The sequence below is a fragment of the Humitalea sp. 24SJ18S-53 genome (assembly GCF_050632385.1).
GTDB lineage: Bacteria > Pseudomonadota > Alphaproteobacteria > Acetobacterales > Acetobacteraceae > Humitalea.
On record NZ_CP192599.1, the window covers coordinates 346,206 to 371,839 of the forward strand.

A 25,634-nucleotide genomic window follows, 5' to 3' on the forward strand; every position below is an offset into this window, starting at 1 on the left:
GGGCAAGGTTATTGTGCGGTGCAACATAGTTTTCGCTGAAATATCAGAATCCCGACCCTGGCTGCGCCAGATAGGTTTCTTCCGCGCTGGTGCTTTGCCGGCCAAGCACCTGATTTCGATGCGGAAAACGGCCAAAGCGCCGGATCACATCACGATGGCGCCACGCGTAGGCGATCGTCCCGGTCTTGGGGTCGGCATGCAGGGGGATGTCCCGCAGCCCTTCAAACAGCGCGACCGACACATCCTGGTCGGCCAGGGCTTCACTATGCTCGAACGGCAGGTAGAGGAAGACCCGTTCGGCTGGGGTCAGCGCCAAATCGAAGCGACGGGCCAGCACGGCCCGGCGCGCGATATCGCGGGCGCGGGCGTCGCTGGCGAAGGCGGCGGGGCTGCCGCGATTGAGGTTGCGCGGCAACTGGTCCAGCAGCAGGCACAGCGCCAGGGCGCCATGCGGCGTTTCCGCCCAGTCATCCGGCGGCGCCAGATCGCCGAAGCGGGCGCGGAGTTCCGCGTCGAACGCGTCGTCGCGCAGAAACCAGGCCTTGCGCCAGGTATCCGGGCCGTCCGCGAACCAGAAATCCAGTAGCGCCTTCATCGCAGGGCCGCGTCCAGCACGCGCACCGAATGGACGGCGGGGCGGCCCGCCAGATCGGCGATCTGGTGTCGGCAGGATGTGCCATCGGCGATGATCAGGTCGTCGGCCCCGGCGGCCTTCACGGCCGGAATCAGCGACAGACCGGCCATGGCGCGGGAGGCATCCTGCTTTTCCGCCGCGTAGCCAAAGGCCCCGGCCATGCCGCAGCAGGCGGAGGTGATGGGTTTCGCGCGCAATCCGGGAATCCTCTGCAAGGCAGCCAGCGCCGCCGGGAAAGCACCAAAGGCCTTCTGGTGGCAATGGCCATGGACATGGGCGGTCGCCGGCATGTCGCGGAAGGCGATGTCGGGTGCGGCCTTGGCCAGCCATTCGGACAGCAGGAAGGCGCGGGCGGCCAGGGCCTCGGTCTCCGGCCCTGGGAGCAGGGATGGGAACTCATCCCGCAAGGTCAGCAGGCAGGAGGGTTCGAGCCCGAGCACCGGCAGGTCCGGGTGAAGTGCGAGCGCCGCGAGGGTGCGCCGCGCCTCGGCCCGCGCCTGGTCCACCATGCCGGCCGCCAAATAGGTGCGGCCACAGCATAGCGGGCGGGCGCCCGTCGGCGCCTGGGCGATGATGGCGCGATAGCCGGCGGCGCGCAGCACGCGGCGGGCGGCGCGCAGGTTCTCAGGCTCGTAGTAGCGGTTGAAGGTATCGGCCAGCAGCAGCACGTCGCCCTTTTCGCCTGCCACGTCGCCGGAAGCCTCGGCATCATGGAAGGCGCCCCAGACGAAGCGGGGCAGGGGACGGCTCGCGGCGATGCCGAGTGCGCGTTCCGCCAGCCAGCGCCCGCCCGGCAGCCATTCGCGCAGATTGGCCAGGACCGGCGCCATAGCGGCGAAGCGTGCCCAGCGCGGCAGATGCGCGACCACGCGATCGCGCAGCGGCACGCCATGCTTTTTCGCGCGGGCGACCTGCGCCTCGATCTTCATCTTGGCCATGTCGACGCCGGTCGGGCATTCGCGCTTGCAGGCCTTGCACGACACGCAGAGCGACAGCGCTTCGGCGACATCATCCGACGCCAGCGCATCGGGGCCGAGTTGGCCCGTCAGCGCCAGCCGCAGGGTATTGGCGCGGCCGCGCGTCAGATGCGCCTCGTCCCGCGTGGCGCGGTAGGACGGGCACATGCCGCCAGCGTCGAATTTCCGGCAGGTGCCGTTATTGTTGCACATCTCGACCGCGCCCAGCAGGCCGCCGAGTGGGCCGGGATACACCGACCAGTCCAGCACAGGCTTGATCGCGGTATCGGCGGCATAGTCCGGCCCGTAGCGGAACAGCGTCCGGTCATCCATTTTCGGCGCGCGCACGATCTTGCCGGGGTTCAGCAGCCCGGTCGGGTCGAAGGCGTCCTTGACCTGTTCGAAAGCGCGCACGATCCGCGGCCCGAACATGCTCTCGTGGAATTCGCTGCGGACGATGCCGTCGCCGTGTTCGCCGCTGTGGCTGCCCTTGTATTCGCGCACCAGGGCAAAGCATTCCTCGGCCACCGCGCGCATGGTCCGTACATCGGTCGGGTCCTTCATGTTGAGCACCGGCCGCACATGCAGGCAGCCGACCGAGGCATGGGCGTACCAGGTGCCCTTGGTGCCGTGCCGCGCAAAAACGTCGTTCAGCCGTTCGGTGAAATCGCCGAGGTCGTCGAGCCCGACGGCACAATCCTCGATGAAGGACACGGGTTTGCCGTCGCCCTTCATGCTCATCATGATGTTCAGCCCAGCCTCGCGCACCTCCGCGATCTCGGCCTGGAAACCGGCATCGGTCGCGCGCACCACGGCACCCGGCAGGCCAAGGTCGGCCATCATCTCGTCCAGCAGCGCGAGCTTTTGCAGCAGCGGCCCCTCCTCATGCCCGTGGAATTCCACGATGAGGATGCTGTCGGGTTCGCCGATCACGATGCGGTCGATCGTGCTGCGATAGATCGCGATGGAGCGGCCGAGGTCGATCATGGTGCGATCGACCAGTTCCACCGCCTCGGGGTCCAGGGTCACCAGATGTCTGGCCGCATCCATGGCGGCGCGGAAGGTCGGGAATTGGCAGATGCCCAAAACCTTGCGCGGCTTGATCGGCCATAGGCGGAGGTCCAGCGACGCGGAAAAGGCCAGCGTCCCCTCGCTGCCGACCAGCAGCCGCGCCAGATTGCCGTGCGCCGCCAGGGTTTCCAGATTATAGCCGCCGACCCGCCGCAACTGCTTGGGAAAGCGCTCGGCGATCTCGGCGGCCTCGGTCTCACCCAGCGCGAAAAGCCGTGCCGTCAACTCGTTCTGCGGGCCATAGGCGTCGAAGCGCGCGTTGCTGCCATCGGCCAAAATCGCGTCGATAGCGGTGACATTGTCGGCCATCAGCCCGTAGCGGATCGACTTGCTGCCGCAGGAGTTGTTCGCCGCCATCCCGCCGATGGTGCAGCGCTGCCAGGTCGAGGGATCGACCGGAAAGAATTTTCCGGCCGGCTTCAACGCCTCGTTCAACGCCCCCAGGGTGATGCCGGGCTGCACCGTGGCGCGGTCGCCTTCGACCGAGATCACATTGCGCAGGTATTTGGTGCAGTCCAGCACCAGCGCATGGTTCACCGTCTGGCCGCATTGGCTGGTGCCGCCGCCGCGCGGCAGGACGGGCACTCCCTCCTCCCGCGCGATCTGCATCGCGGCTTCCACATCGGCGATGCTGCGCGGCACCACCACGCCGATGGGCGCCATCTGGTAGATGCTGGCATCGGTGCTGTAGCGGCCGCGATCGCCGGCGCCGAACAGCACCTCGGCATTGGTTTCGCGCTTTAGGCGCGCGGCAAGGCGGGGGTCGCCCGGGGCGACGCGCGATTGGGTGATGGCATTCATGGGCGCAGCCTAGCCGCCTCGCGCCGTCCTGTCGCATCAGTCATGCTCATGCATCGCAGCGGCCGAACTCATTGGCCGGAACCGACAAGCCGCCGTAGAAGCGGCCCGACACCGGAGACGATCCATGGCTTATTTCCAATCAAAACCCAGCTCGGGCCGCCATTTCCTGCAGATCCCCGGGCCGACCAACGTGCCCGACCGCGTGCTGCGGGCGCTGGACAATCCGACCATGGACCATCGCGGCCCCGATTTCGGCCTCTTGGGGGCGCGCATCCTGGCCAAGGTCCAGCCGGTGTTCGGCACCGAACAGCCGGTGATCATCTTCCCCGCCAGCGGCACCGGGGCCTGGGAAGCGGCGTTGGTGAACACGTTGTCGCCGGGCGATCGCGTGCTGATGTGCGAAACCGGCTGGTTCGCGCATTTGTGGGAGGAGATGGCCGGGCGCCTCGGCATCACCTCCGAACTTTTGGGCACCGACTGGCGCCGGGGTGCGGATGTGCCGGGGATCGAGGCCCGGCTGCGCGCCGATACCGCCCATGCGATCAAGGCCGTCTGCGTCGTCCACAATGAAACCAGCACGGGTGCCACCAGCCGCGTGGATGAGGTCCGCCGCGCCATGGATGCGGCTGGCCACCCGGCGCTGCTGCTGGTGGACACGATCTCCTCGCTGGGCTCCATCGAGTTCAAGCACGATGCCTGGGGCGTGGATGTCACCGTGTCCGGCAGCCAGAAGGGGCTGATGCTGCCGCCTGGCCTGTCGTTCAACGCGATCAGCCAAAAAGCCCTGGCGGCGGCGGAAACCGCCAAATGCGCGCGGTCCTTCTGGGATTGGCGGCCGATGCTGGCCAGCAACGCGACCGGGTATTTCCCCTACACGCCCGCGACGAACATGCTCTACGCGCTGGATACCGCACTGGACATGCTGAACGAGGAAGGGCTGCAGAACGTCTATGCCCGCCACGACCGGCATGCCGAGGCCACCCGCCGCGCCGTCCGCGCCTGGGGGCTTGAGGTCCAGTGTGATGACCCGCGGCATTATTCTTCCGCGCTGACCGCCGTGCGGGTGCCGGAAGGCCATTCCGCCGATGGGCTGCGCGCGACGATCCTCCAAAAGTTCAACATGAGCCTGGGCAATGGTCTCGGGCAGTTGAAGGACCGGGTGTTCCGCATCGGCCACCTTGGCGATTTCAACGATCTGTCGCTGATGGGCACCTTGTCGGGTGTCGAGATGGGGCTGCGCGCCGCTGGCGTGCCGCATAAGCCCGAAGGCGTGCAGGCGGCGATGGACTACCTTTCCGGCAATACCTGACCTTTGGCGTGGGGCTTGCTCTGCATCCCGGGAAACCTTCCTGGGATGCAGACCTATGCCGTTTTCCGGCCCGACCCGCCGTTCCCTGCTTGCCGCCGGTGCCACCGGGCTGGTCACTCTGCCTTTCTTCGATGCGCCCGACGCGCTGGCCCAGGCCGCCCCGGGCGAGCGTGTGCTGCGCTACGGCATCTCGATGGCCGATATCCCGCAGACCACCGGCCAGCCGGATCGCGGCGCCGGCGCCTATCAGTTCACCGGCTATACGCTCTATGACCCGCTCGTGGCGTGGGAGATGGATGTCGCCGACCGGCCGGGCAAGCTCGTCCCCGGCCTCGCGACGGCGTGGGAGGCCGATCCGGCCGATCGCACCAAATGGATTTTCCGCCTCCGCCCCGGCGTGACCTTCCATGACGGCAGCGCCTTCGACGCCGATGCCGTCATCTGGAATTTCGAGAAGGTCCTGAACAACCAGGCGCCGCATTTCGACCAGCGCCAGGCGGCGCAGGTGCGCCCGCGGCTGCCGTCGGTCGCCTCCTACCGGAAGATCGACCCAATGACGGTCGAGGTCACGACCCGCGCCGTCGACAGCATTTTTCCGTATCAGATGCTGTGGTTCCTGATCTCCTCGCCCGCGCAATACGAGAAGCTTGGCCGGTCCTGGGAACGGTTTTCGTCGGAACCGTCCGGCACCGGCCCCTTCCGCCTTGCCCGGCTGGTGCCGCGCGAACGTGCCGAACTGGTCAAGAACCCGACCTATTGGAATCCCGCGCGGATGCCCAAGACGGACCGCATCGTGCTGGTCTGCGCACCCGAAGCCACCACCCGCACCAACGCCCTGCTATCCGGCCAGGTCGATCTGATCGAAACCCCGGCCCCGGACCTGCTGCCGCGCCTGCAAGCCGGCGGCAACCGGATCATGGAAAACGTCACCCCGCATGTCTGGAACTACCATCTGTCGCTGCTGGAGGGCTCGCCCTGGCGCGACCTGCGGCTGCGCCAGGCGGCCAATCTGGCGATCAACCGCGACGACGTGGTGGCGCTGATGAACGGGCTGGCCAAGCCCGCGGTCGGGGTGGTCGATCCGTCCTCGCCCTGGTTCGGCAATCCGTCCTTCCGCATCACCTACGACCCGGACCGCGCCCGGCGCCTGGTGACCGAGGCGGGGTTTTCCCGCGCCCGCCCCTTGCGCACCAAGTTCCTGATCGCCACCGGCGGGTCAGGACAAATGTTGTCGTTGCCGATGAACGAATACATCCAGGCCGCGTGGCGTGAGGTCGGGATCGAGGTCGAGTTCCAGGCGGTGGAACTGGAGGTGCTCTACACATGCTGGCGCCAGGGTGCGACCGGCGAGATCGCGCGGTCCGGCAACATCACCGCCAACAACGTGGCCTACGTCACCTCGGACCCGCTCTACGCCTTCATCCGCTTTTTCCACTCCAACCAGGTCGCCCCGACCGGGGTCAATTGGAGCCATTACAACGACCCAGAGACGGACGCGCTGATCGATGCCGCGCTGAAATCCTTCGACGTGGCCGAACAGGACCGGTTGATGGCGCGGGTGCATGAGCGGGTGGTGGACCAGGCGCTGCTGGTCTTCGTCGCCCATGACACCAACCCACGGGCATTGGGCCGCAACGTGCGCGGCTACACCCAGGCACAACATTGGTTCCAGGACCTGACCACGCTTTCGTGAGGTACAGCTTGCCGGAGGGTGTGGCCCCGCCCACCTTCCGGCAAGCAACCTGGCGGAGCCGAGCATGCCCATCGACGTCTGGACCTGGCTGACCACCCCGCGGCCGGGTGCTGGCAGGTGGCCGTCGCCGCCGGCCGTGTGGCGCCGGGTTGCGGTGCTGTCGGACCACCAGCGCAGGACCTGCCTGAGCGCGGGACTGCGCGAGAATTTGTTTGGTGAAACCCCTTACGCCGCCAGATAAAGGGGACCGATAGGCGGGCGAGACCCCGCGGTGCCGACGCCCGCTACCGAACCTGTGTATTGTGGTTCAATACTATAATCGGTATGATACCAAAATGATATCAGATACCGCCCGGTCCCTATCGTTGCTCTGCCGGGCGATAGCGCCAGACGCTGGCCGGCGGCAGGTTGAGCGGCGTCCAGGCCTCTCGCTTCGCCGCCAGGCCAAGCGCCTGCCATGGCAGTGGCGAGGTGATGCAGTAGCTATAGAGCAGGAAGCCCAGGCCGGGGGCCACCGCGTCCACCGCCGCGACGAAGCGGCGCTGCTGTTCGATCGGCAGCAGCACCAGCGGAATGCCGCAGATGGCGGTCCCGACCCGGCCGTGCAGCGCCGCTGGCAGCACGCGGGCGAGATCGAAGGCGTCGCCGCAGAGAACATTCACGCCGGGCAGGGCCTGGCGAAGGTGTTCGGCCATTTCAGGAACGATCTCGACCACGTAAAGACGCTCCGCCGGAACCCCGGCGGCCAGCAGTGCGCGTGTTATGACGCCGGTGCCGGCACCCAGTTCAACCACGACGCGATCCGGTCCATGCTCGGTCAACCGCGCGATACGCCGACACAGGGAGGGGCTGGAGGGAATGACGGATCCCATCTGCAACGGGTTCTTCAACCAGCGGCGAAAGAACAACCCTGCGTTGGTAACGTTGCCTGCGGCGCGCTGCGGCCCCATGGTGATGTCGCTCATTCGCTGCTCCATGACAAAACGATGACATATCAAGAACTTACAACGGGCGTATCCCTACGCCATCGGCCGCGCGACAGGAAGGCCCAGGCCGCGCGTGGGCCCTGGAGCCGCGGATGACGGCCCGCGTCCTCGTCGTCGATGACATCAACGCGAATGTGCGGCTGCTCGAAGCCAAGCTGAATGCGGAATATTACGAGGTCGCTACGGCAACCTCGGGGCCGGAGGCGCTGGCGCTCGCCACGTCCTGGGTGCCGGATGTCATCCTGCTGGATGTCATGATGCCGGGCATGGATGGCTATGAGGTCTGCCGGCGGCTGAAGGCCAATCCATCGACCGCGCATATGCCCGTCGTGATGATCACCGCCCTGGTGGACCCGGCCGAACGGGTGCGGGGGCTGGAGGCCGGGGCCGACGACTTCCTGTCCAAGCCGGTCGATGACGCGACGCTTTTCGCGCGGCTGCGCGCGCTGCTGCGGATGAAGCAGGTGCTGGATGCCTGGCGCCTGCGGGCGGAAACCGCGCGCGGGCTGGGCTTCGCCGAACCGCAGGGGCCGAATGAATCGGTGGACGGCGCCCGCGCCCTGATCCTGACCGAGGACCGCAACGAGGGCGAGGCGCTGCAGCGGGTGCTGGCGACCGATGGGCTGGACGTGCTGGTCACCGCCGACCCCACCGATGCCATGGCCCGGCTGCATGATGGCAGCTTCGACCTGGCCGTGCTGTCGCTGTCGCTGGGGGGGGAGATGGAGGCGCTGCGCTTCGCCTCACGCTTGCGGGCGCAGGCGGCGACGCGCGACCTGCCGATCGTGTTGCTGGCGGATTCCAGCCAGAAGCAGGCGGTGCTGCGTGGCTTCGACCTGGGCGCCAATGACAATGTGCTGCGTCCGGTGGATGCCAATGAACTGCGCGCCCGCGCCCGCAACCAAGTGCGGCGCAAGCGGTTCCAGGAACGGCTGCGCTCCGACCTGGACAGGTCGCTGGAGATGGCCGTGACCGACAGCCTGACCGGGTTGCGCAACCGCCGCTATGTGCAACGGCATATGGAGGGGCTGCTGCGTTCGGCCGGGGCGGGGGTGTTGTTGATGGACGTCGACCGCTTCAAGCGGGTCAACGACACCTATGGCCATCCCTTTGGCGACGTGGTGCTGAAGGAAGTGGCGCGCCGCCTGTCCGGGCAGTTGCGCGCCGTGGACGTCGTCGCGCGTTGGGGCGGGGAGGAATTCCTGATCGTCCTGGCCAGCCCGCCGGAGGAGGATTCGGCCGTCGTCGCCGAACGCCTGCGCGCCGCGATCGCGTGCGAACCCATGGGGGTCGGCGCCAACCTGCTGCCGATCACGATCAGCGTCGGCGTGGCGATGGCCGGGGCCGGATCGACGCCGGAAGCGCTGGTCGCCGCGGCCGATGCCGCGCTGTACCGGGCCAAGGAGAATGGCCGCAACCGGGTGGAAGTCTCGGTGCCGAGCGATTGGGCGTCGGCGACGATCCGCGCCGCGAACCCCGCCACCCTGTAGTGCTGGGGCGCTGCCGCGACGGCAGCGCCGGTAACCCCGCCGCCGGAAGGCGGCCGAGGGTTACTTGATCTTGGATTCCTTGAACGCGACGTGCTTGCGGGCGACGGGGTCGTACTTCCGCATTTCCATCTTGCCGGTCATGTTCCGGGTGTTCTTCTTGGTCACGTAGAAGTAGCCGGTGTCGGCCGTGCTCACGAGCTTGATCAGGATGGTATTCGACTTGGCCATGGTCCGGCTTCCGGTTATCCGCGCGGCAGGCCGCGCACGAGTGATCGCATCACCAGGGTGGTGATGACTGCGGGCCGCAACCTAGCGGCGCCGCGCCAGGGGTCAACCGGCAAATTCATCGTTTAGAGCGTGATGCCCGTAGGCGCGCATGCGCCGCCGACCGCATCCCGAACCAAATGTCCACTGATCCTAGCGCCGTGTGGCCGCACGAAACGCGTCCGGATTGGCGATCAGGGCGGTCGCGGCCCCCACGTCACCGGCCCGTCCCTCGGCCGGCGGGCAGGCGGCGCGCAGCGCCTGGGCCTGTGTGGCCGGCACCGGATCGCGCGCCTGGCGTTGCCGCGCCAGCACAGCCGCCATGGGTGCGACCCCGGTGGCCAGGGTTGCAAGCTGCGTCGCCTGTACCTCTTCGCCCAGCGAGGTGCACAGCCCCGGAATGACGCCGATGCCCTGGATGGGCCAGCCGGAGGGCGCCAGGATCCGCGACCAGGACAGCGACATCTCCGCACCGTTCGGCAACGGCACCAGAAGCTGGATCAGCCCCTTGCCCATGGTGGTGCTGCCGACGATCGCCGCCCGTCCGCGGTCGCCCAGGGCAGCGGCCACCACCTCGGCCGCCGAGGCGCTGCGCCCGTCCACCAGCACCACCACCGGCTTGCCATCGGCCAGGTCGATGCGGTCGGACGGCCAGGCGCGCACGGCCTCCGGGTGGCGCCCGGCGGTGCGGGCGACCACCCCGCCATCCAGGAAGGCATCGGCCATCGCCACGGCCTGGGTCAGCACCCCGCCGCGATTGCCGCGCAAATCCAGCACGACGCCGATGGGGGGCGTGGCGCGGCCAAAGGCCTCGCGCAGCGCATTGGCCACCTGTTCGCCGCTGGCCGCGGAAAACGCCGCCACGCGCAGCCACAGCACGCCGTCGCGCCATTCCACGCGCACGGTTTCGGGTGGCACCGGGCGGCGGACCAGCAGCACGCTGCGCCGCCGCCCGGCCCGCATCACGGTCAATTCGGTCGAGGTCCCGGCCGGCCCCTCCAGCAGTGCCGCCGCGGCACCCAGGTCGCGGGTCGAGACGGCCACGCCATCGATCGACAGCACGCGGTCGCCGTCGCGCAACCCGGCCTCGGCGGCGGGGCCGCCGACCGCCAGGGCCGTCAGCACCACCTGGTTGCCCCGCCCGGCCGCCAGTCGCAGCCCCAGCCCCGCCTGGCCGACGCGGCGGTCGCGCGCGCGCTGCGCCTCATCGGCTGGCCAGTAGCGGCTGTAGGGGTCCATGTGGTTGAACAATTCATCGAAGCCGCTGGCCAGCATGCGGTCGCTGCCGGCCCGGCGCAGCGGCAGCGACGCGTTCCAGCCCGCCTGGTCCAGCGCCGCCAGCGCCTCGGCCAGCCGCGCGGCCGTGGCGGCCGGGGGCAGGCCGGGGGGCGGCAGGGGGCGCGTCGCCAGCACCTGGCCATTGGCCAGCAGCCGCAGCCCCGCTTCCTGCCGGTCGGCGGTCAGCACAGGGTCCAGCACGGACAGGCCGCGCAGGGTCCATAGCCCGATGTCGCCGACGCTGGCGGCCTCAACATGGCGTTCCAGGATGGCGGTCAGGGCGGTCGTCCAGACCGCCTCGATCATCGCGCGGGGGTAACCGCCGGCATCCTGTGCGCGGGCCGGCGGCGGTCCGGCCAGCAGCAGGACCAGCCATAGCAGGACGGGTAGAAGGCGGATCAGCGCCGTTTCGGGCGACCCCGACCACCTCGCGTGGCGCCCTTGGGAGCCGCGGCCCGCGGATCGCCCTGCATCAGCCGGAATTGCAGGCTGCCGGTGCGGGCATCGGCCGTCACCAGTTGCGCCTCCACGGCGTCCCCAAGCGTGAAGACCAGGCGCGTTCTGGCGCCGATCAGGCGGTGGGCGGCGTCTTCGTGCAGCCATCGGTCGTCAGGTAAACTCGTCAGGGGCACGAGTCCGCTCGCGCCGTTCGATTGGATGGTGACGAAGAGGCCGAAGCCCGTCACCCCGCTGATTCGCACATCAAATGTCTCACCGATACGTGACGCCATGAAGGCGGCCAGATAACGGTCCACCGCATCGCGTTCGGCCAATGCGGCACGGCGTTCGGTCGCGGTGATGTGTTCGGTGGTGTCGGGCAGGCGGGCCGCATCCTCGGGCGGCAAGCCGTCCGAACCGAGTGCGAGGCCGGTCACCAGGGCACGATGCACGCAAAGATCGGCGTAGCGGCGAATCGGGCTGGTGAAATGCGCGTAGCGCGACAGCGCCAGGCCGAAATGCCCGATGTTCTCCGGCGCATAGGCGGCCTGGGACTGGCCGCGCAGAACGGCCTCGTTCACCACCCGCTCCTCCGGCTTGCCGGCGACTTTGGCCAGGACGTGCGAAAAATCGCGCGGATGCAGGACGTTGGAAGGGGGTAGCCGCAGGTCCAGCGTGCCGAGGAACAGGCGCAGCGCCTCCAGCTTAACATCCGATGGGCGGTCGTGGATGCGATAGACGCAGGGTTGGTGCAGGCGTTCCAATTCCTCGGCCGCGCAGACATTGGCGAGGACCATGAATTCCTCGATCAGCTTGTGGCTGTCGCGGCGCGGGCGGGGCACGACGTCGGCGACATTGCCCGCATCGTCGAGCAGGACCTTCCGCTCGGGGATGTCGAGTTCCAAGGTCCCGCGTTTTTGCCGCGCTTCCAGCAACGAGCGGAAGGCGCCGTAGAGGTGCGGGCGCGTGCCGCCGGGCAGGTCCTCGCCCGCGTCCTCCGCATCCTGCACCTGGTCATAGGTCAGGCGCGCGGCGCTGCGCATCAGCCCGCGGCCAAAGCGGTGGCGATGCTTCTTGCCATCGGCGCCGATCCGCATTTCGACGAAGAGGCAGCCGCGTTCCTCATGCGGCTTCAGGCTGCACCAGCCGTTCGACAGCGCTTCCGGCAGCATCGGCACGACGCGGTCCGGGAAGTAGACGCTGTTGCCGCGCGTCCAGGCTTCCTGGTCCAGCGGTGAGCCTGGTTGGACGTAATGCGCGACATCGGCGATGGCGACGATCAAGCGCCAGCCGGCCCCATCTGGTTCGGCAAAAACCGCGTCGTCGAAGTCGCGCGCGTCCTCGCCGTCGATGGTGATCAGCGGCACGCCCCGCAGATCCTCGCGGCTGCCGAGCGGCACGGCCTTGGCGCGTTCCGCCTCGGCCACCGTTTCGGCTGGGAAGACGTCGGGGATGCCGTGCATGTGGACGCAGAGCAGGCTGATCGACCCGGCTTCACCCATCGGCCCCAGGCGTTCCACGATCTTTGCCGCGCGGGGGCCGAGGACCGAGGAGGGCATGGGCTCGGCCAGGACCAACTCGTCCGGGCGTGCGCCCATGCGGTGTTCGTCGTCCACGTGCCATTCGGCCTTGTGCCGGCGGTCGCTGGGCTGGATGCGGCGGCCGTCGAAGACGCCGAGCACGCGCTGCGGCGCGCGCGTGGCGATGCGCTTGAAGGTGCGGCCTTCATACTTGTCGCCACCCAGCCAGCGCAGTTTCGCCAGCACCTTTTCACCGGGGCCGAGCGCGGGCTGACCAGCCGCCTCGGGCCGCATGAAAATGATCGGTGGGCGGCTGCCTGGCGGGTGGCCGACGGGCTTGGCGATGGTTTCGCCATCGGCGTCGCTGCCGGTGACCTCCACCACGGTCATTTCCGGCAGGCGGCCAGGGGCCAGGGGGGCGGATTGCGGGACGGCTTCCGGCGCGCGGCGCACGACGGGGTCCGGTGCGCGGCGCGCGGGGGCGGGCGGCGGCACGGCGGCGATGCCGCGGCGGCCGGCGGGGATGGCGGTGCCGTCGGTCTTCAGCCCCAGCATCAGGTCGCGCAAGGCAGGACGCTGGTCGGCGTTCAGCCCGAAGTGGCGGGCGATGGTGCTCTTGTCCACGCGCCCGGTGCGGCTGGCGAGGAAGGCGCGCAGTTCCGCGCGGCTCGGCAACGGATTGCTGCCGTCCTCCTGGCGGGCGCGGCGCGCGGGGCGTTCGGCCAGGGGCTCGGGCGGGCCTTCGGCCGGAAGTTCCAGCGCGCCCAGGCGGCGGCGGGGCTTTTCGACTGGCTTTTTCGGGCGTCGGACCGGGGCGGTTTCCGCCTCGGCCTCTGGTGGTGGAGGGGCCTCCTTCGCGGCCACGGGCGTGCGGTGACGCCAGGCCTTGATGGCGGATTTGGCGCCCTTGGGCTTTGGCGCACCGCCGCCAGTTGGGGGACGGCGCGCCATCTCAGACTGCCTTGCCGGGCACGGGCGGCTTCTTTGCGGGCGCTTTTTTCGCTGCGGGCTTCTTGGCCGGGGCCTTCTTCGCCGCAGGCTTCTTCACGGCCGCCTTCTTCACGGCCGGTGCCTTGGCGGTTTTCGGCGCGGCTTCGGCCTTGGGGGCCGCCGCCTTCTTCGCCGGTGCGCGGCCCTTGGCCTTGGCGCCCTTCTTCGGCGCCAAGACCTTGCCCTTTTCGACCAGCAGGGTCAGCGCCTCATCCAGCGTGATGCTCTCCATCTCCACCCCGCGCGGCAGGTTCGCGACCGTGCTGCCGTGCTGGACATAGGGGCCAAAACGCCCCTTACGGACATCGACGCTGACGGCGTCCTTCGGGTGCAGGCCCAGCGGCCGGATTTTCGCCCGCCCCTTGGCCAACAGCTCCATGGCGCGGTTCATCCCCAGCGCCAGGACGTCGTCGCCGGCCTCCAGCGACTGGAAGATGCTGCCGGCACGGATATAGGGGCCGAAGCGGCCGACGCCGGCGCTGATCTCTTCCTTGGTTTCCGGATCGACGCCGATCAGCCGCGGCAGCGACAGCAGCGCCAGCGCCCGTTCCAGATCGACCGTGTCCGGGTCCATCCCCTTGGTCAGGCTGGATCGCCGGGGTTTTGTGGGCTTGCCCTTTTCGTCGGTGCCGCCTTCGCCCAGTTGCACATAGAGTCCATAGGGGCCACGCCGCAGCGTGACCTCCAGCCCGGATGTCACGTCCGTCCCCAAGACCTTGAAGCCGCCCGACGCATCCTCGCCTTCGGCCCCCGGCACCGCCAGCGGCCGCGTGTAGCGGCATTCCGGATAGGCGGAACAGCCGATGAAGGCCCCGGTCCGGCCCAGCCGCAGCCCCAGCCGGCCCTTCTGGCAATTCGGGCAGAGCCGCGGATCGCCGCCCTCGGCCTTCTGGGGAAAGAAATGCGGCCCCAGGGCTTCGTCCAGCACGTCGATGACGTCGCTGATCTTCAGGTCCTTCGTCTCCGCCACGGCGGCGGAAAAATCATCCCAGAAGGCGCGCATCACCGCGCGCCAATCGGCCCGGCCGTCGCTGATGGTGTCGAGCTGTTCTTCCAGCGCGGCGGTAAAATTGGTGTCCACGTAGCGTTCGAAGAAGGACACCAGGAACTGCGTCACCAGCCGCCCGCGGTCCTGCGGCACGAAGCGTTTCGCATCCAGGGTCACGTAGTCGCGGTCCTGCAAGACCTGCAGGATGGAGGCATAGGTGGAGGGGCGGCCGATGCCGAGTTCCTCCATTTTCTTCACCAGCGAGGCTTCCGAAAAGCGCGGCGGCGGCTGGGTGAAATGCTGGTCGGCCGAAACGCCGGTGCCGGGCTTGCCTGCCGCGCTGGCGTCGGTCAGCCGCAGCGGATCCTTGGCGTTCATCGGCGGCAGCATGCGGTTTTCGTCGTCCGCCGACTTGTCCGAATCATCCGTATCTTCGCGATACAGTTTCAGGAACCCGTCGAAGGCAATGACGCTGCCGGTGGCGCGCAGGGTGGCGCGGCCCTTGGCATCGGCTATCTCGACCGCCGTCTGGTCGATTTCGGCCGATGCCATCTGCGAGGCGACCGCGCGCTTCCACACCAGCTCATACAAGCGGCGCTGGTCGTCGTTCAGGTAGCCGGCGACGGAGTCCGGCGTGCGCTCCACATCGGTCGGGCGGATCGCCTCATGCGCTTCCTGCGCGTTCTTCGCCTTGGTGGTGTATTCGCGCGGCTGGGCCGGCATGTAGTCGGGCCCAAAATCGGATTTGACGTGGTCGCGGATGGCCATGATCGCCTCCCGCCCCATCTGCACGCCATCGGTTCGCATATAGGTGATCAGGCCGACGGTCTCACCGCCGATCGCCACACCTTCATAGAGCCCCTGCGCGACCCGCATCGTGCGCTGCGCGCCAAAGCCCAGCTTGCGGCTGGCTTCCTGCTGGATGGTGCTGGTGGTGAAGGGCGGCGGCGGGTTGCGGCGGGTGCGCTTCTTTTCGACCGCGCCGACGCTGAAATTGCCAGCCTCGACCGCGGCCTTAGCCGCCAGGGCCTTTTTCTCGTCGTTCAGGTCGAACTGGTCGAGTTTCTTGCCATCCAGATGCGTCAGCCGCGCCGTGAAGGGCGCGCCGGGCGGGGTCAGGAACTTGGCCTCCACCGTCCAGTATTCGCGCGGCTTGAACACCTCGATCTCGGCTTCGCGTTCGCAGATCAGCCGCAGGGCGACGGATTGGACGCGACCGGCGCTCTTGCTGCCAGGCAGCTTGCGCCACAGCACCGGGGAGAGGGTGAAGCCCACCAGGTAGTCCAGCGCCCGCCGCGCCAGGTAGGCGTCGATCAGCGGCGTATCCAGCTTGCGCGGATGGGCCACGGCGTATTGCACGGCGCGCTTGGTGATTTCGTTGAAGGTGATGCGGTGGACCTTCAGTCCCTTCAGGGCGCCCTTGCGGGCCAGCATGTCCTGGACGTGCCAGGAAATCGCCTCGCCTTCCCGGTCAGGGTCGGTTGCGAGGTACAATGTGTCGGCGCCTTTCAGCGCGGCCGCGATGGCGCGGACCTGCTTGTCGCCGCGCTCATCCGCCTCCCAGTCCATCGCAAAATCCTGGTCCGGGCGGACGCTGCCGTCCTTGGAGGGCAGGTCGCGCACATGGCCGAAGGAGGCCAGCACGCGGAAGCCGCTGCCGAGATACTTCTCGATGGTTTTCGCCTTGGCGGGGCTTTCGACGACGAGGACGGCGGTCATTTTGGGTGGTCTGATCCTTTTGATGTCAGGCCGATCGCCGATGGCGGACGGGTGCCTTACCCTGGTCTGACAAGCGAAACGCGGTTCCCGGGCTGGGTCTCGATCCGGCCTTCCAGCTCCAGATCCAGCAGCAAAGCCCTTGCCACCGGGGCGGACAGGTGGCAGCGCCGCAGCACCTCGTCAACCGGCAAGGGTGTGTCACCAAGCAGTTCAAGGAGTTGTGCGGCCTCGACCGAGGCCGCCGGGGCGGGGGGTGGGGCGGCCCAGGGCGGTGGCGCCTCCGTCCGAGGGGCGAACAGCGGGCCGTCATGCGGCACCTCTGGCAGATGTTCGAGCACATCCTCCGCCGTTTCGGTCAGATGGGCGCCCTGGCGGATCAGGTCATTGGCGCCGGCGGAACGGGGGTCGAGCGGGCTGCCGGGGACGGCAAAGATCTCCCGCCCGGCTTCCAGGGCCAGGCGGGCAGTGATCAGGGTGCCGGAACTGCGGGCTGCCTCCACCACCACCACGCCCAGGGCCAGGCCCGCGACGATGCGGTTGCGGGCGGGGAAGTGGCGGGCCAGCGGGGCCATGCCCAGGGGGGCCTCGGCCACCACGGCACCGCCCTCGGCCGCGATCCGGTCTTGCAGATAGGCATTTTCCGGCGGGTAGGGGGTATCGAGCCCCCCCGGCACCACCGCGATCGTGCGGGCCGGGCCGCGCAGCGCGCCGGTATGGGCCGCGGCGTCGATCCCCCGCGCGAGGCCGGACACGATTGTGACCCCGGCCTCGGACAGGGCCTGCGACAGGCTTTCGGCGATGCGGCGACCGCCAGCCGAGGCCGCGCGCGCCCCGACCACGGCGGCGCCCCGCGCGGACAGCAATGCAGGGTCGCCGAGAACCGCCAGCATGGCGGGGGCATTGGGCAGCAGGGCCAGAAGGGGCGGATAGCCCGGGTCGCCCGCGAAGATCAGGTGGGCGCCATTGGCAAGAAGGGCGTCGCGTTCGCGTTCGGTCGCGCTGACCGATGCCGGAACCAGTGGCCGGCCGCTGGCGGGAAAGCCGGGCATGGCGGCCAGGGCGGCGCCCGCGTCGCCACCGAACCGCGCCATCAGCCGGTGCCAGGTCTGCGGCCCGACGCCTTCGCTACGGGCCAGGCGAAGACGGTCGAGGGTCACATCACGCATGCGTAACGCCGGTAGCATGCCGGGTGTGAAAAGAAAGCGACGGCTATTTGCCTTGGCCGATACGGGGCTCGGTCCCGGTCATCAGCCGTTCGATATTCGCCCGGTGCCGTGCCGCGACATAGATCGCGATGGCGCCGATCGGCAGCATCAGGATGGTGCCGCCGAACCAGAAGGCGGCGAAGGGCGCCACCACCATCGCCGACAGCGCCCCGGCCGAGGAAATCCGGCTGGCCCGCGCCACGATGATCCAGGCCGTCGCGGCGATGGCGAAGACCGGCCAGGCCAGCGCCAGCCAGGTGCCGAGGGCGGTCGCCACCCCCTTGCCTCCGCGAAAACCCAGCCAGGGCGGATGGCAATGCCCGACCACTGCGCCGACCGCCGCCAGACCCGCAAAAACCGGCCCAAAGGCCCAGGCCGCGATCCAGACCGCGACGGCCCCCTTCAGCCCATCCAGCAGCAGGGTCGCCGCCGCCAGCCCACGCCGCCCGGTGCGCAGCACATTGGTCGCGCCGATATTGCCGCTGCCGATGCTGCGTATGTCGCCCAACCCCGCCGCGCGGGTCAGCAACAGGCCAAAGGGGATGGACCCCAGGGCGAGACCCAGGACCGCGGCGGCCAGGGCGGAGACCAGGGGGCTCATCCAAACACGCGCCGGCCGGATTTGAAGGTGGCGATGACGCGGCCTTCGACCGGGCGGCCGTCAAAAGGTGTGTTCTGCGCCTTGCCCGGCATCTTGCCGGCGGTGACCTGCCAGGCGCTTTCCGGGTCGAACAGCAGCAAGTCGGCGGGCGCCCCCCGCGTCAGGCTGCCGGCCGCGATGCCGAGCAGTTTCGCCGGCCGGTCGGTCATCAGCCCCAGGGCGGCCAGCATCGGCAGCTTGCCGCCATGCACCTGCGCCAGGGTCACGGCCAGAAGCGTCGCCAATCCAGCGCCGCCAGCGGCCGCCTGGGCGAAGGGCAGGCGCTTGTCATCCGCATCCTGCGGCTGGTGGTCGGAGGCGATGGCGTCGATCGTGCCATCCGCCAGCGCCGCGACCACGGCCAGCCGGTCGGATTCGGCCCGCAGGGGCGGGCTCAATTTCGCATAGGTGCGATAATCGCCGATCGCCGTTTCGTTCAGGTCGAAATAGGGCGGGGCGGTATCGGCGGTGACGTCCAGCCCTTCGTCCTTGGCCGCCCGGATCAGCGCCAGGGCGGCGCCGGTCGAGACATTGCAGAAATGCACATGACCGCCGGTCAGCCGGGCCAGGGCGATGTCGCGTCCGACCAGGATGGCCTCGGCCGCCGCGGGGATGCCGGGCAGGCCCATGCGGGTCGCGCGTTCACCCTCGGTCGCGGCGCCGCCGGCCGAAAGGCTGGGTTCCTGGGGCGCCTGGGCGATGAAGGCGCCGAAGGCGCGAGCGTAGGAGAGCGCCAGGCGCATGGTCCGGGCATCGGCGATGGCCGCCATGCCATCGGAGAAGCCGATGGCCCCGGCTTCGCGCAGCAGCCCGTATTCCGCCAAATCCTTACCGGCGCCGCCGCGCGTGGCGGCGGCATAGGGCAGGATGGTCAGGCTGCCGGTCGCATCGCCGCGCCTCGCCAGAAATTCGACCAGGGCCGGGTCATCCAGCGGGTGCTCGGCGACGACGCAGAGGGTGGTGATGCCCCCGGCGGCGGCAGCCAGGGCACCCGTAGCGATCGTTTCACGGTGCTCGGCACCGGGTTCGCCGAGCGAGGCGCGCAGATCCACGAGCCCTGGGGCCAGGCAGGCGCCGGCGGCATCCAGCACCGCCACCCCGTCGGGGCGGCCGAGGTTGGCGCCGTGGTCCAGGATACGGCCGTCGCGGACCAGCAGGGCGCCCAGCGCGTCCAGCCCGGTCGCGGGGTCCAGAAGGCGGGCGTTGGTGATGAGGATGTCGGTCATCGGTTCCTCGGCAGCCGCCGCGACAGCACGTCCAGCACCGCCATGCGGCAGGCCACGCCCATTTCCACCTGTTCCCCGATCACGCTGCGAAGGGGGTCGTCGGCGACGGAGCTCGCGATCTCCACCCCCCGGTTCATCGGCCCCGGGTGCATCACCATCGCATCGGGCGCGGCATGCGCCAGTTTCTGCTCATCCAGGCCGTAGAAGCGGAAGAACTCCCGCGCCGAGGGCACCTGGCCGCCGGTCATCCGTTCGCGCTGCAACCGCAGCATCATGACGACATCGGCGCCCGCGAGGCCGGAGCGCATGTCGTGATGCACCTCCACCCCCAGTCGCGCGGCTTCCGCCGGGATCAGGGTAGGTGGGCCGACGATGCGGACGCGGGCGTTCAGGGTCAGCAACAGGTGGATGTTGCTGCGGGCGACGCGGCTGTGGAGCACGTCGCCGCAGATGGCGACGGTCAGGCCCTCGATCCGGCCTTTACGGCGGCGGATGGTCAGCGCGTCCAGCAGGGCCTGGGTCGGGTGTTCATGGGTGCCGTCGCCGGCGTTGATCACTGCGGCACCCACCTTTTGGGCCAGCAGGGCCGGGGCGCCCGACTGGGCGTGGCGGATCACCAGCAAATCGGTGTTCATGGCGTTCAGCGTGCTGGCCGTGTCCAGCAGGGTCTCGCCCTTGTTCACGCTGCTGTTGGACACGGACATGTTGATCACGTCGGCGCCCAACCGCTTGCCGGCCAGTTCGAAGCTGGTGCGGGTGCGGGTCGAATCTTCAAAGAACAGGTTGATCAGCGTGCGGCCGCGCAACAGGTCGCGCTGCGTCTTCCCGCTACGGTTCAGCAGCACGTAGGATTCCGCCAGATCCAGCAGGTCGGTGATCTCGGGCGGGTGCAGCCCCTCGATCGCGAGGAGGTGTTTCATCGGAAAAGCGACCATCACGAGTCCTCGGCGGGCGGTGGCAGGGTAGCGGGCGGCCGGGTCGCGTCCAAGGCGGCTTGCAGCATATAGGCCGCGGCCGCGCCATCGACCGCCTTGGCCCGCTTGGCGCGGGTCAGGTCGCCCTCTGAAATCAGCATCCGGTTCACGGCGGCCGAGGACAGCCGTTCGTCCCAGGTCGCGACCGGCAGGCCGACGGCATCCGCCACGGCCCGCGCCCAGTCCTTGGCCGCCTGGGCGGCCGGGCCAAAACGCCCGTCCATTTCCAGAGGCAGTCCGACGACCAGCCCGCCGGCGCCGGTCTTTTTCACCAGCGCCGCGATGTCCCGCGCATTCGCCGCCAGTTTGCCGCGCAGCATGGTCCCCGCAGGGGTCGCCAGGACCAGCCCGACATCGCTGACGGCCAGCCCGACGCGCACCGTGCCGGGGTCGAGCCCGATCAGGCAGGCCTGCCGGGGCAGGGTTTGGCGCAGGTCGGCAAGGGAAAGGAGGGGCACGGCGGGGGTATGCGGGCGCCAGGAAGGGGGCGCAAGTTGTCGCGCTTCGGGCGCGCTGGTAGGGAACCCGCATGTCGCTCGATGCCACCACCATACGCCGTGTCGCCTCCCTGGCCCGATTGAGGGTCGAGGAGGCCGATGTCCCCCGCCTGCAGGCCGAATTGAACGGCATCCTGGGGTGGATCGAACAATTGCAGTCGGTGGACACCACCGGGGTCGAACCATTGGCCGGCGGCGGCGATACCGTGCTGCCGCTGCGCCCCGATGCGGTCACCGATGGCGGCCAGGCGGAGGCGGTGCTGGCAAACGCCCCCGATCGCGCCGGATCCTTCTTTGCCGTGCCAAAGGTTGTCGAGTGATGGAACCCGTTCACTTCACCCTGGCCGGGGCGCTTTCGGCGATGGAGGAGGGTGTGGTCTCCTCGGTCGAACTGACCGAGGCGCATCTTCGCGCCATCGACACGCTGAACCCGACGCTCAACGCCTACATCACCGTCACCGCCGATCGCGCGATGGATGCCGCCCGGGCGGCCGATGAACGCCGCGCGCGGGGCGATGCCGGGCCGCTGACGGGCGCGCCGATCGCGATCAAGGACCTGTTCTGCACCGCCGGCGTCCGGACCACCGCCGGCAGCAAGATCTTGGGCGATTTCGTCCCGCCGTATGAAAGCACCGTGACGACGCAGTTGCTGCGCGACGGGGCGGTGTTCCTGGGCAAGGTGAACCTGGACGAGTTCGCCATGGGGTCGTCCAACGCGTCATCCGCCTTCGGTGGCGTGCTGAACCCTTGGCAGCGGCGCGACGAGCCCGAGGCGCGGCTGGTGCCCGGCGGGTCCTCCGGTGGATCGGCCGCGGCGGTCGCGGCGCGGATCGCGCTGGCGGCGACGGCGACCGATACCGGCGGGTCGATCCGCCAGCCGGCAGCGTTTTGCGGCATCGCCGGGATCAAGCCGACCTATGGGCGCTGCTCGCGCTTCGGCATCGTGGCCTATGCATCGTCGCTGGATCAGGCCGGCCCGGTGGCGCGCACGGTCGAGGATTGCGCCATCCTGTTGCGCAGCATGGCCGGCTTCGACCCCAAGGACAGCACCAGCGCCGATCGCGCGGTGCCCGATTTCGCAGCCGCCTGCCATGCATCCGTCAAGGGCATGCGGATCGGTGTCCCGGCCGAATACGCCCTGGCCGGAGAAGCGCAGGCCCTGTGGGAACAGGGCATCGCCTGGCTGCGCGATGCCGGGGCCAGCATCGTGCCGATCAGCCTGCCGCATGCCAAGTTCGCGCTGCCGACCTATTACATCGTGGCCCCCGCCGAGGCGTCGTCCAACCTCGCGCGCTACGACGGTGTGCGCTTCGGCACGCGGGTGCCGGGTGAGGATCTGCAGGACCTGTACGAACGCACCCGCGCCGCGGGGTTCGGCGCCGAGGTGAAGCGGCGCATCATGATCGGGACCTATGTGCTCTCGGCCGGCTACTACGACGCCTATTATGTGAAGGCGCAGCAGGTGCGGGCGCTGATCCGGCGCGATTTCGAAAACGCCTGGGCCGATTGCGACGCGATCCTGACGCCATCGACCCCGACCGCGGCCTTCGCCGAGGGCGAAAGCCAGGACGATCCGGTGGCGATGTATCTGAACGACGTTTTTACGGTTACCGCGAACCTGGCCGGGTTGCCGGCGATGAGCGTGCCGGCCGGGCTGAACAGCCAGGGCTTGCCGCTGGGGTTGCAGGTGATCGGGCGTGGCTTTGACGAGCAGACGGTGTTTTCCGTGGCCGCGGCGATCGAGCGCGCGGCGGGCTTCACCGCGCTGCCGCAGGTGATGGCATGACCTATCTTCTGGAGGGCACGACCGGCCCCTGGGAAATCGTCGTCGGGCTGGAAGTCCATGCCCAGGTGACGAGCGAGTCGAAACTTTTTTCCGGCGCCGCCACCGGCTTCGGCGCCGAGCCGAACACGCAGGTGTCCTTCGTCGATGCCGGTTTCCCCGGCATGCTGCCGGTGATCAACGCCGAATGCGTCGCCCAGGCGGTTCGCACGGGCGCGGGGCTGAATGCCCAGATCAACCTCTGGTCCCGCTTCGACCGGAAGAACTATTTCTATGCCGACCTGCCGCAGGGCTATCAGATCAGCCAGTTCGCCTTTCCCATCGTCGGCAAGGGCGTGCTGAATATCGAGCTGGCCGATGGCAGCACCAAGGATATCGGCATCACCCGGCTGCACCTGGAGCAGGATGCGGGCAAGTCGCTGCACGACCAGCATGCGACAAAATCCTACATCGACCTGAACCGGTCGGGTGTCGCGCTGATGGAGATCGTGTCGGAACCCGACATGCGCTCACCCGAGGACGCTGGCGCCTACCTCACCAAGCTGCGGCAGATCCTGCGCTACCTTGGCACCTGCGACGGCAATATGGAGGAAGGCTCCCTCCGTGCCGACGTGAACGTCTCGGTCCGCAAGGCCGGCGAGGAATTCCGTACGCGCTGCGAGGTGAAGAACGTCAATTCCATCCGCTACGTGATGCAGGCGGTCGAAGCCGAGGCCAAGCGCCAGATCGAGGTTTGGGAATCCGGGGGCGAGGTGCGCCAGGAAACCCGCCTGTTCGACACCGCCCGCGGCGTCACCCGGTCGATGCGGTCGAAGGAGGATGCGCACGACTACCGCTACTTCCCCGACCCCGACCTGCCCCCGCTGGTGTTGGACGAGGCCTGGGTCGAAACATTGCGCGCCGCCCTGCCGGAACTGCCGGATGCCCGCCGCGCCCGCTACATCGGCGACTTCGGCCTGTCGCCCTATGACGCGCATGTCCTGGTGCTGGAGAAGGAAACCGCCGCCTTCTTCGAGAAAGTGGCAAAGGGGCGTGACCCAAAAATCGTCGCGAACTGGCTGACGGGGGATTTCTTCGCCCATCTGAACCGCCTGGGCATCGGCATCGCCGAAAGCCCGGTGGGCGCGGATGGGCTGGGCGGGTTGCTCGACCTGATCAGGGACCAGGTGATCAACGGCAAGATCGCCAAGGACGTCCTGGAGATCATGTTCGAAACCGGCAATGACGCCGCCGCCATCGTCGAGGCACGCGGGTTGCGCCAGGTCACCGACACCGGCGCGATCGAGGCCGCGGTGGATGCCATCCTGGCGGCCAATGCCGACAAGATCGCCCAGTACAAGGCCGGCAAGGTCACCCTGTTCGGCTTCTTCGTCGGCCAGACGATGAAGGCCATGCAGGGCAAGGGAAACCCGGCCCTGGTCAATGAGGTCCTGAAAAAAAGGCTCGACTGATGGAAGATCCGACCCCGCACCAGGGAACCGGCCTGCTGATCGAACGTTCGATCGTGCTGGCGCTTTTCGCGGGGTTGATCCTGGGGGTGGTCTATGTGCTGCTGCCCTTCGCGACGGGCATCATGTTCGGCACGATCATGGCCATCGCCGCCTGGCCCTTGCGCCAGATGCTGGTGGCGCGCGGCTGGCAACGGGGCTGGGTCGCGGGGGTGCTGGTGGTGGGGTCCATCTGCGTCGTGCTGCTGCCGGTGCTGGCCATCGCGCCCGCGCTGTCCGACCAGATCACCGACAGCGTGACCAGGCTGCGCGAATTGCTGGCCTCGGCACCGGCCGCGCCGCCCGGATGGGTCGGCGATATCCCCTTCGTGGGGCCGCGGATCGCGCAATACTGGGCCGATATCATGGCGGGCGACGGGCATCTGACCGCACTGATCGCACCCTATCGCCAGACGATTTCGACGACCTTGCTGTCGGTCGCATCAGGCCTCGCCGGCAGCATCGTGCAACTGCTGATCGCGCTGACCGTGGCCGGCATGTTCTGGGTGAATGGCGAGGAGATCGTCGCGGCGGTGACCGACGCCGCCGACCGCCTGGGCGGCCCGGTCGCGGCCGGCGCCATCGCCCTGGCCGGGGGCGCGGTGCGCGGCGTCGCCTATGGCGTCGTGGGCACGGCGGCGCTGCAGGGCGTGCTGATGGCGATCGGGTTGGCCATCGCCGGCATCCCGGGGGCGGCGGCGCTCGGCTTCCTGACCATGCTGTTTTCGGTCAGCCAGATCCTGGGGCCGCTGAATGTCGCGATCTGGGGCGGGGCCGCCTGGTGGCTGTATGACCAGGGCAGCCTGGGCTGGGCCATCTTCATGGCGCTCTGGGGCGCCGTCTTCGTGTCCACCGCCGACAATATCGTGCGCCCGATGCTGATCAGCCGCGGCATGGACATGCCGCTGTCGCTGGTGCTGGTCGGGGTCTTCGGCGGTTTCGTCGCCTTTGGCTTCTTGGGCCTGTTCATCGGCCCCACCCTTCTGGCCGTCGCCTTCAGCCTGTTGCAGGCCTGGCGCCGCGCCCGCCCATCCAAACTGACGGAGCCCAATACATGATCACCCTTCACACCTGGGGCACCCCGAACGGCCGCAAGATCAGCGTGGCGCTGGAGGAGATGGGCCTGCCCTATGCGGTGAAGGTGGTCGACATCACCAAGGACCAGCAGTTCGACCCGGCCTTCCTGGCGATCAGCCCGAACAACCGTATCCCCGCGATCGTGGACGACGAGGGGCCGGATGGCGCCCCCATCAGCGTGTTCGAAAGCGGCGCGATCTTGCTCTACCTGGCGGAAAAGACCGGCCGGTTCGGCGGCGCCAACCTGCGGGAAAAGATCGCCGTCGCCGAATGGCTGATGTGGCAGATGGGCGGCTTCGGCCCGATGCCCGGCCAGGTGCACCACTTCCTGATGGTCAAGGACCCGGCCGACCAGCGCTACGGCCTCTCCCGCTACTCCAAGGAAACCCTGCGCCTCTATGGCGTGCTGGATCGGCGGCTTGAGGGCCGCGACTTCGTCGCGACCGAAGGCGAGCCCAGCATCGCCGATTTCGCCATCCTGGGCTGGGCCTGGCGGCATGAACGGCACAAGGTCGACCTGGCCCAATTCCCCAACGTGAAGCGCTGGTATGCGGCGATGATGGCGCGCCCGGCGACGCAGCGCGGGTTTGACGTCGCACTGGCCTGAA

Annotated in this window: 20 protein-coding genes; 8 read left to right on the top strand and 12 right to left on the bottom strand. The window is 68.7% G+C overall.

All coding sequences use genetic code 11. The features are described 5' to 3' along the window. Window positions 1-43: 43 nt before the first annotated feature. The gene (locus tag ACQW02_RS01665) at window positions 44-595 is read right to left on the bottom strand and encodes a DUF924 family protein (RefSeq protein ID WP_431283543.1); all 552 of its coding nucleotides are present in this window, start codon (window positions 593-595) and stop codon (window positions 44-46) included. Next, entirely contained in the window at window positions 592-3,462 is a 2,871-nt protein-coding gene (locus ACQW02_RS01670) for an FAD-binding and (Fe-S)-binding domain-containing protein (protein ID WP_431283544.1), read from the bottom strand. The genes ACQW02_RS01665 and ACQW02_RS01670 overlap by 4 nt, the downstream gene beginning before the upstream one ends. Before the next feature lie 124 nt (window positions 3,463-3,586). On the opposite strand from ACQW02_RS01670, the gene ACQW02_RS01675 reads away from it, so the two are divergent. Further along, the gene (locus tag ACQW02_RS01675; protein WP_431283545.1) at window positions 3,587-4,771 is read left to right on the top strand and encodes a pyridoxal-phosphate-dependent aminotransferase family protein; all 1,185 of its coding nucleotides are present in this window, start codon (window positions 3,587-3,589) and stop codon (window positions 4,769-4,771) included. Between the two features lie 55 nt (window positions 4,772-4,826). Beyond that, a complete protein-coding gene (locus ACQW02_RS01680) occupies window positions 4,827-6,464 on the top strand; it encodes an ABC transporter substrate-binding protein (RefSeq protein ID WP_431283546.1) in 1,638 nt (545 codons plus the stop codon). Window positions 6,465-6,823: 359 nt separating this feature from the next. On the opposite strand, the gene ACQW02_RS01685 is transcribed toward ACQW02_RS01680, so the two are convergent. Next, window positions 6,824-7,429, bottom strand: a complete 606-nt coding sequence (locus tag ACQW02_RS01685) for a class I SAM-dependent methyltransferase (RefSeq protein ID WP_431283547.1) — start codon at window positions 7,427-7,429, stop codon at window positions 6,824-6,826. A gap of 113 nt (window positions 7,430-7,542) precedes the next feature. Between ACQW02_RS01685 and ACQW02_RS01690 the strand changes: the two genes are divergently transcribed. Continuing rightward, entirely contained in the window at window positions 7,543-8,940 is a 1,398-nt protein-coding gene (locus ACQW02_RS01690) for a PleD family two-component system response regulator (RefSeq protein ID WP_431283548.1), read from the top strand. A gap of 60 nt (window positions 8,941-9,000) precedes the next feature. On the opposite strand, the gene rpmG is transcribed toward ACQW02_RS01690, so the two are convergent. The 9 genes from rpmG to ruvX all read right to left on the bottom strand — a co-directional run bounded on the left by rpmG (window position 9,001) and on the right by ruvX (window position 20,640). Next, window positions 9,001-9,168, bottom strand: coding sequence for a 50S ribosomal protein L33 (gene rpmG, locus ACQW02_RS01695; RefSeq protein WP_431283549.1), 168 nt, complete (start codon window positions 9,166-9,168; stop codon window positions 9,001-9,003). Window positions 9,169-9,357: 189 nt separating this feature from the next. Next, complete coding sequence (locus tag ACQW02_RS01700) at window positions 9,358-10,788, bottom strand: S41 family peptidase (protein ID WP_431283550.1); 1,431 nt, start codon at window positions 10,786-10,788, stop codon at window positions 9,358-9,360. Window positions 10,789-10,880: 92 nt separating this feature from the next. Beyond that, a complete protein-coding gene (gene rnr / locus ACQW02_RS01705) occupies window positions 10,881-13,391 on the bottom strand; it encodes a ribonuclease R (RefSeq protein WP_431283551.1) in 2,511 nt (836 codons plus the stop codon). 1 nt (window position 13,392) lies between these two features. Beyond that, window positions 13,393-16,137 carry a type I DNA topoisomerase gene (gene topA, locus ACQW02_RS01710; RefSeq protein WP_431283552.1) on the bottom strand — a complete coding sequence of 915 codons (2,745 nt, stop codon included), beginning with the start codon at window positions 16,135-16,137 and terminating at the stop codon, window positions 13,393-13,395. Window positions 16,138-16,193: 56 nt separating this feature from the next. Beyond that, complete coding sequence (dprA, locus tag ACQW02_RS01715; RefSeq protein ID WP_431283553.1) at window positions 16,194-17,303, bottom strand: DNA-processing protein DprA; 1,110 nt, start codon at window positions 17,301-17,303, stop codon at window positions 16,194-16,196. Between the two features lie 43 nt (window positions 17,304-17,346). Then, the gene (plsY, locus tag ACQW02_RS01720; RefSeq protein ID WP_431283554.1) at window positions 17,347-17,943 is read right to left on the bottom strand and encodes a glycerol-3-phosphate 1-O-acyltransferase PlsY; all 597 of its coding nucleotides are present in this window, start codon (window positions 17,941-17,943) and stop codon (window positions 17,347-17,349) included. Next, window positions 17,940-19,208, bottom strand: coding sequence for a dihydroorotase (gene pyrC, locus ACQW02_RS01725; RefSeq protein WP_431283555.1), 1,269 nt, complete (start codon window positions 19,206-19,208; stop codon window positions 17,940-17,942). The genes plsY and pyrC overlap by 4 nt, the downstream gene beginning before the upstream one ends. After that, window positions 19,205-20,143: an aspartate carbamoyltransferase catalytic subunit gene (locus tag ACQW02_RS01730; protein WP_431283556.1), complete on the bottom strand. Its 939-nt coding sequence runs from the start codon at window positions 20,141-20,143 to the stop codon at window positions 19,205-19,207. The genes pyrC and ACQW02_RS01730 overlap by 4 nt, the downstream gene beginning before the upstream one ends. Continuing rightward, the gene (gene ruvX / locus ACQW02_RS01735) at window positions 20,143-20,640 is read right to left on the bottom strand and encodes a Holliday junction resolvase RuvX (protein WP_431283557.1); all 498 of its coding nucleotides are present in this window, start codon (window positions 20,638-20,640) and stop codon (window positions 20,143-20,145) included. Before ruvX ends, ACQW02_RS01730 begins: the two co-directional genes overlap by 1 nt. Window positions 20,641-20,711: 71 nt before the next feature. Here ruvX and gatC point away from each other — a divergent pair, with 71 nt between their 5' ends. From gatC to ACQW02_RS01760, 5 genes are read left to right on the top strand one after another with little or no spacing between them, the layout of a single operon-like run. Next, window positions 20,712-20,999, top strand: a complete 288-nt coding sequence (gene gatC, locus ACQW02_RS01740; protein ID WP_431283558.1) for an Asp-tRNA(Asn)/Glu-tRNA(Gln) amidotransferase subunit GatC — start codon at window positions 20,712-20,714, stop codon at window positions 20,997-20,999. Beyond that, the gene (gene gatA / locus ACQW02_RS01745; protein WP_431283559.1) at window positions 20,999-22,465 is read left to right on the top strand and encodes an Asp-tRNA(Asn)/Glu-tRNA(Gln) amidotransferase subunit GatA; all 1,467 of its coding nucleotides are present in this window, start codon (window positions 20,999-21,001) and stop codon (window positions 22,463-22,465) included. The genes gatC and gatA overlap by 1 nt, the downstream gene beginning before the upstream one ends. Next, on the top strand, window positions 22,462-23,913 hold the full coding sequence (gatB, locus tag ACQW02_RS01750) for an Asp-tRNA(Asn)/Glu-tRNA(Gln) amidotransferase subunit GatB (protein WP_431283560.1): 1,452 nt from the start codon (window positions 22,462-22,464) through the stop codon (window positions 23,911-23,913). Before gatA ends, gatB begins: the two co-directional genes overlap by 4 nt. Next, window positions 23,913-25,007 carry an AI-2E family transporter gene (locus tag ACQW02_RS01755; RefSeq protein ID WP_431283561.1) on the top strand — a complete coding sequence of 365 codons (1,095 nt, stop codon included), beginning with the start codon at window positions 23,913-23,915 and terminating at the stop codon, window positions 25,005-25,007. The genes gatB and ACQW02_RS01755 overlap by 1 nt, the downstream gene beginning before the upstream one ends. After that, window positions 25,004-25,633 (top strand): glutathione S-transferase family protein, encoded by a 630-nt coding sequence (locus ACQW02_RS01760; protein ID WP_431283562.1) that lies wholly within the window; start codon window positions 25,004-25,006, stop codon window positions 25,631-25,633. The genes ACQW02_RS01755 and ACQW02_RS01760 overlap by 4 nt, the downstream gene beginning before the upstream one ends. Window position 25,634 lies beyond the last annotated feature (1 nt).